We start from the raw sequence: 4,594 nt of genomic DNA, 5'->3' as shown, positions 1-4,594 counted from the left end.
TTCCCCTAGTCGCCACCGAGGCCCACCCGCCGGACTTACCCCTAAGCACTAAGAATCGTTCCTCTTCAAGTGCTTCATTTAATGAAACCCTAGAGCAATCTGATTGCCAAAGAAAAGAATTTGTCATTCAGATTGCTACCCTAGGGTCCAAAAGTTTATCTCGCTCAAGGCTGCTAGACCTCCAGCGCCATAGCAATGCCAACATCAACCCCGTTGTCATTGCTATGGCAGTTTGCTGGTGGTCTAAATGAATCGCCTTCGGCGAGCTAGAAGCTTTTGTATCGCTTTTCTTAACGGCTTCGCCTAAAAAGCTGACCCTCTATCGAGCCCTATTGTGTCGCCTTTGTCGGGGCTAATGTCAATCGAAAGGACAATACTTATTTTTTAATATATCGTGTTATTATATGGTATTTAATAGGGTGGTTTGATATACTAAACACAAGTAAGTTACTGTTTATATTGTTAAATTGCTTGGGGGCATTATGAAGACAGTTATTCAAAACATTGAAAAAGTGACTATTGGTCATATAGTAGGCGGGGTTAAACAGGAGTCAGAAGTACGTCTATTAATCATTGAATCTAAGGACGTTGGCACGTTCGCTACATGTGTAGTAGAGAATGATGAATTTGGTACAAGCTTGTATGAGGTATGTAGCGTCAAAAGTCTAGACAACATTGTTGATGATGTTCAACAAGGCAGAAAGGTCGCGCTTAGTACATGGGAGCCTACCTTAATCCCTAATGTCGAGTATGTAGCGGAGCAGTTTGAGATCGCAGAGCTATTAAGTAACAAACCAAATCACATTAGTTTATTGAAGTAGGGGCACCACTATGAGAACCGAGAAACAGATTGAGCTAATTAGTAAGCACTATAAAGACCAGATCAGTGTATTTAGCGGAGAACCGCATCTAATGGTATGGACAGAAAAAGGAACTGGCTTTGTTTCAGTCAAAGAAATGTCTCAGAATAAATTCGATGAATTCTTGAAGGTTGCCCTTAAGCGTGAAGAAAAAGCTAACAATGAAGTTAAGCTAAAACAGATTTGTGCAGATTTCGGGGTTCTAGAAATACTTCAGTCAACGGCTCAATGGCGGGATTCAATCGAATCATTATTGACCTTGTTTTCATTTGCGTTACTTCCGACACGCCTTGTGGAGCTAGAGAAGGAGCTTGAAAGAGCAGCGTTGTCATTCGACCATCAATAGATAAATATTGCTCAGATTTACTGGGCAATATTTGCTCTCCACTAACAGGGGTTCCCCCTAGTCGCCACCGAGGCCCACCCGCCGGACTTACCCCTACATCACTAAAGCTCGTGCCTCGCTAAGTGCTGTCATTGAAATTTCATTCAAACCTAAATCACTATGGACGCCAACAAAAATCCGTTGTCATCCATAGTGCAGTGGTAAGGTTTGATGAATTTCAATGTATCGCTCAAGGCTGTTAGACCTCCAGCGCCATAGCAATGCCAACATAAACCCCGTTGTCATTGCTATGGCAGGGTGCTGGTGGTCTAAATGAATCGCCTTCGGCGAGCTAGAAGCTTTTGTATCGCTTTTCTTAACGGCTTCGCCTAAAAAGCTGACCCTCTGTCGAGCCCTATTGTGTCGTCTTTGTCCGGTCTAAAGTCAACTAAAATAGTTAAGTATATTTTACTTTATTGTGTGTTCTAATATGGTATTTATAGTTGCGTTTATTTATAATACATACTCTGAACAAATAAATATCATAGGCTTGGGGGCAGTATGAAATTAGAAGTTATCATCAATAATTACACCATTATTTGCAGTCGTTTATTCGGTTATGTTGGGAAAAACAATGTCGGTTTAGTAGAGGGTAAGTTTATTTCGATTACCTATGAAAAGGTGATCAATGATTCAATATACATGGACTCAGACATAGCTTTTATCTTAGGTACTAACTCGGATATCGACACAAGACATAATATCGTAGAAATCCTAAGTTGCTTATCAGAGGAAGGGCATCGTGGTTCTTCTTTATCAAAAGTAATTTCAATAGGTAAGTTTCTGCTAGGGAAGAAGTTTAATGAACCTAGGTTAAAAGTGATGAAACAGTTTAGGGGAAAGACGGTTTCTACTTATGAATGGGATGTGTCAGGACAATCCTTAATAATCGAACAGACCAATGAGCCAGATTCATTATTATCTAGTTTCAAACTTATCTAGCGATATCTGTCATATATCAATTGAACATACTAGCTAATTGAAAAGGAATATATTAAGGGTAGGGGGAACATATTGAATTTAGCAGCATTGTTATTACGCATTTACGCAGTAGCTGACGCTCTAACATTTATTTTTGAGCGTTTGGGTTTCTCAAATGTGGCTGATGCTTTTACAGTATTTGTACTAATTGTTGGGTTTGCAGAGGCTTTCGGTCTAATAGATAAAATTGTAGAAACTATCAAAACGAAAACGAGTACAAAGCAAAGAGTAAAATTGGCGATACTTTTAATTTTAATACTAATAACTATCCAATTGTAACAAGTAAATTTGTTTCAATTGGACGCTCTCCACTAACAGGGGTTCCCCCTAGTCGCCACCGAGGCCCACCCGCCGGACTTACCCCTACATCACTAAAGCTCGTTCCTCGCTAAGTGTTGTCATTGAAATTTCAATCAAACCTAAATCACTATGGACGCCAACAAAAACACGTTGTCATCCATAGTGCAGTAATAAGGTTTGATGCATTTCAATGTATCGCTCAAGGCTGCTAGACCTCCAGCGCCATAGCAATGCCAACATAAACCCCGTTGTCATTGCTATGGCAGGTGCTGGTGGCCTAAATGATCTGCCTTCGGCAGCTAAAAGAAGTTTCAACGCTTTTCTTAACGGCTTCGCCTAAAAAGCTAACCCTCTATCGAGCCCTATTGTGTCGTCTTTGTCTGGATATAAGTCAATTAAAATAGTTAAGTATATTTTACCTTTATTTGTGTTTTAATATGGTATTTTAATCTGGTTTTGGTATAATGGAAACAGTTGGGAATACTACTGGCGGGACAAAAAATGAAAGTAACAGTTCATAACTTCTACATCACTAACGGCAAGATTATTGGTCAAGTTGGTGACAACGATATGGGTTTAACTCAGGGGAGATTCTTTAGCGCGGAATTTCAGAAAAAAACTCCAAACGCTGTCTACTGTGAACTGGGAATAAAATATGAATTCGGCAAAGCCTCAGAAACACCTATCGGAGACCTTGTGAAAGAAAAGTTGTTCGATCTTCAATTCGAGATTACGCAGGGGTCAATAGTTGCTAAGGCACAAGAGTTACTGAGAGAAACGTTTGGTGTGGAAACTACGCCTTCTGTAATTTCAGAAGTCCAGTACAAAACACGTTTAGTACGTAAATTAGAGTGGTCATTCTTTGGTCGCAAGATCACCATGACAGAGTCAATTGATCACTCTGGATATAGCGAATTATCCATTTAAGCACTTAGGGCTAAAGCCCTAAATGCTTAATTTCCCGCTTCTTGGGGGTCACCCCCGACAGCTCGGCCCCAGCCAACCCGTCATCCCCCGATCACAATGCAATATCAAAGAACTTGACATTGATTATTTCGATCTATATTTTGGCGAAGCCCTTTTAATTATTTTAAATTTAAAAGTATTAAAATATTTTAATTCTAAAGAAGGGTCTGCGTTTTGTTTGACAGACTTGTTTTTCTCCCATATTTGTAAATATCAAAAATTACACTGTCCTTTTGGGCTCCTTTCTATGACCTTTAAGTGTCCGATTACTCTCACTGTGACGTAATACTTTACTCACTTATTAAATGTCCATCGGGTATATTAGCTTGATTATTGCCATCCAATTGCCATTACAGTCCCACCAAATAGCCGCTAATCGGTCAGGACAAAAAAGACCCTTTGCCAGGGCATATCTACAACTGTGAGTAATTAAGGCTGTGGTGGATTTATCTTAAGTTATCAACTTAAGAGCATGTTTTAGCTTTAGACAGCTCAATGTGTGATGTTGCCAAAGCGATAGATGCGTCCATTTTTAGGATGTTAAGAGACGTATCTTTTGAAATAATGTGAATATTTTGAGTGAAGGCCAGGGGGATGTTGGGGAGAGCAACTGAGGTCTACTTAGAGCAAGGAGCTCAGAACAATTTACTTTAAAATGAGGTTGGAACCTTAATGATAACCTTCCACCTTTGTATTCAGAAATTGAAAATACTATTTATTATTTGACCTATGTGAATAACGAGGTTGGCAAGAAAATGGCTAGTGTGGCACGTGGGGCCATCGACTGTCATCAACTGACTTAGTGTATAGACAGTCAGAGCCAAGTTGTGTTGTTCCGTTAGAACCTCACAAGCGAATGTTAGCTACAAATCAAAGTATTGAGCTCCCATGATGTTCAGATGATTAGGCAAAGAAAACGTCGGTTGCTTGATTCGGCTCTTGACGTATGTGCTAACGTAGAAGCACCAAACTGGCTTAACTGACTAAATAAGCTTCCAATTGTCGAGGGCTTAAATTATATATATTTGCAGCCTAAATCGTCGATTTGACGAAGGCGGTGTTCGCGAACATTTTGCATCACTGTAATACGATTAAAGTCTCG

6 protein-coding genes are annotated in these 4,594 nt (G+C 39.8%); all 6 read left to right on the top strand.

Annotated features, from left to right (window positions below; translation table 11 throughout):
- A partial coding sequence (locus IQR33_RS34260; protein WP_228014115.1) for a hypothetical protein occupies nt 1–251 on the top strand: 251 nt, incomplete at its 5' end.
- A gap of 231 nt (nt 252–482) precedes the next feature.
- Entirely contained in the window at nt 483–821 is a 339-nt protein-coding gene (locus IQR33_RS24265) for a hypothetical protein (RefSeq protein WP_025636798.1), read from the top strand.
- Nucleotides 822–831: 10 nt separating this feature from the next.
- Nucleotides 832–1,206: a hypothetical protein gene (locus IQR33_RS24260; protein ID WP_025636800.1), complete on the top strand. Its 375-nt coding sequence runs from the start codon at nt 832–834 to the stop codon at nt 1,204–1,206.
- A gap of 540 nt (nt 1,207–1,746) precedes the next feature.
- The gene (locus tag IQR33_RS24255; protein WP_025767164.1) at nt 1,747–2,187 is read left to right on the top strand and encodes a hypothetical protein; all 441 of its coding nucleotides are present in this window, start codon (nt 1,747–1,749) and stop codon (nt 2,185–2,187) included.
- A gap of 72 nt (nt 2,188–2,259) precedes the next feature.
- Nucleotides 2,260–2,505, top strand: coding sequence for a hypothetical protein (locus IQR33_RS24250; protein ID WP_025636793.1), 246 nt, complete (start codon nt 2,260–2,262; stop codon nt 2,503–2,505).
- A gap of 522 nt (nt 2,506–3,027) precedes the next feature.
- Entirely contained in the window at nt 3,028–3,453 is a 426-nt protein-coding gene (locus tag IQR33_RS24245; RefSeq protein ID WP_025767165.1) for a hypothetical protein, read from the top strand.
- The last annotated feature ends 1,141 nt before the right edge of the window (nt 3,454–4,594 follow it).

Origin of the sequence: Vibrio sp. OPT46, assembly GCF_015163535.1 — a bacterium.
In the GTDB taxonomy this organism is placed as follows: Bacteria; Pseudomonadota; Gammaproteobacteria; order Enterobacterales; family Vibrionaceae; genus Vibrio; species Vibrio alginolyticus.
Note: the sequence above shows the minus strand (reverse complement) of the source record. Positions and strands in the feature narration are given on the sequence as shown.

Excerpts from the sequence above, each read along its gene's own strand:
- IQR33_RS24265 (WP_025636798.1), top strand. The coding sequence starts at position 483 with ATGAAGACAGTTATTCAAAACATTGAAAAAGTGACTATTGGTCATATA.
- IQR33_RS24260 (WP_025636800.1), top strand. The coding sequence starts at position 832 with ATGAGAACCGAGAAACAGATTGAGCTAATTAGTAAGCACTATAAAGAC.
- IQR33_RS24255 (WP_025767164.1), top strand. The coding sequence starts at position 1,747 with ATGAAATTAGAAGTTATCATCAATAATTACACCATTATTTGCAGTCGT.
- IQR33_RS24245 (WP_025767165.1), top strand. The coding sequence starts at position 3,028 with ATGAAAGTAACAGTTCATAACTTCTACATCACTAACGGCAAGATTATT.